At 81.7% G+C, this 1,575-nt stretch carries 1 pseudogene; it reads left to right on the forward strand.

Annotated features, from left to right (window positions below):
- Nucleotides 1-133 precede the first annotated feature (133 nt).
- Nucleotides 134-1,575, forward strand: a pseudogene (locus tag G6556_RS18750) (hypothetical protein); the annotation flags it as partial.

Raw genomic sequence — 1,575 nt, forward strand, 5'->3', positions numbered from 1 at the left:
CCCCGGCGGACCGGCCGCCGCACCCTGGGCCCCGGTGCCGGCCCGTGGCCCGGTGCCCGGCGGCGCGGTCCCGCCGGCGCCGTTCGGCGGTGGGGTGCCGCCCCGCGGACCCGGCCGACCGGTGCCGGGCCCCGTGCCCGCCGCGGCCCCCGACCGCCCGTTCGACGTCGCGCGGCTGTTCGTCCTCGCCGGCGCGGGGCTCGTCGCCGCCGCCGCGTTCGTGTTCGCGTTCTTCTTCCTCGCGGGGTCCCCGGGCCCGCGGGTCGTCGTGATGCTGGTCGCGACGGCCGGCGCGGTCGCCGGCACCCTCGCGCTGCGGCGCACCGGCCTGCGCTCGTCGGCGGAGGCGGTCGGCGGCCTGGTCACGGCGCTCGTCGTCGTCGACGCGTGGATGACCGCGCTGCTGGTCGCCGGCCCGGTGCGGTGGCTCGCCCTGGCGTCGCTGCTGCTCGCCGTCGGCCTCGGCCTGCCCGCGGCGGGCCTCGCGGTCCGGGTGCGCGCCTGGACCGTCGCCGTGCTGGTGCTGCCCCTCGTCCCGCTCTGCGTCGCCGCCGCGGGGGCGAACGCGTGGGGCTGGCACCTCGCGCTGCTCGCCGCGGCCCTCGTCACGCTGGTCCGCGCCGGGTACCGCCGGGCCGTCGCCGCGCGGTTCGGCACCGACGGCGCGGTCGTCGACGCCCTGCTCGCCCTCTCGGCGCTCGCCCTCGTCGCCGGTGCGCTGGTCGCCGCAGTGGTCCTCCCCGAGCCGGTCCCCGGCTGGGAGACCGGCGGGTTCGCGCTGGCGCTGCTGCTGTCCGCGGTGGTGACCCGTCTGCAGGCGGTCGCCGAGCGGCCGTCCTGGGGCGCCGCGGCCGCGTGGCTGTGGGCCGCGGGCGGCATGGCGGTGCTGTCGGCAGGCGTGGCCGTCGCGTCGGTGCTCCCCGCCCCGTTCGGCACGGTCCCGCTCGCGGCCGCCGCGGCCTGGGCGGCGCTCGTCCTGGTGCCACGCCTGCTGCCGGGCGACCGCGGCACCGACACCTCGTACCGCGCGCAGGTGGCGGGTGGCTGGACGGCCCTCGTGCTGACCACCGGGCCGGGCGTCGCCGTCGGCGTCCTGGAGGGGCTCGCGCTGCTCGGCGCCGTGGGCGTCGACGGCGCCGGCGTGCCGCGGCAGGCCGCGGGCTGGGCGCTGGACCCCGACGCCTTCGCGTCCACGTCGTTCGAGGTCGGCGCGGGTCCGGTGCTCGCGGCGGTGGTGCTCGCGGCGGCGCTCGCGGCCGTCGGGCGGGTGCCGCTCGCGCCGGTCGCCGAGTCGGTCCCGGTCCCGGTGCCGCCGCGCGGGCTCGGGGCGGGGTACCCGGCGGGTGCGATGCCGGGGTCGACGGTGCCCGGCGTGGCCGGTGCGGCCGGCGTGCCCGGTGTGCCGGGCGTCTCGGGCGTGGCGGGCGTGCCCGGCTCCTCGGCGGCGGCCGGGGTGCTCCCGCGCACGACCGTGTGGCGGCAGCACGCCGCGGTGGTCGTCGGCCGGGCATGCCTGCCCACCGCGGTGGTCCTCGCGGCCTGGCTCGCGGTCGGCCCGCTGCGGCCGTGGTCGGT

The organism is Cellulomonas sp. IC4_254 (assembly GCF_011603975.1).
GTDB lineage: Bacteria > Actinomycetota > Actinomycetes > Actinomycetales > Cellulomonadaceae > Cellulomonas.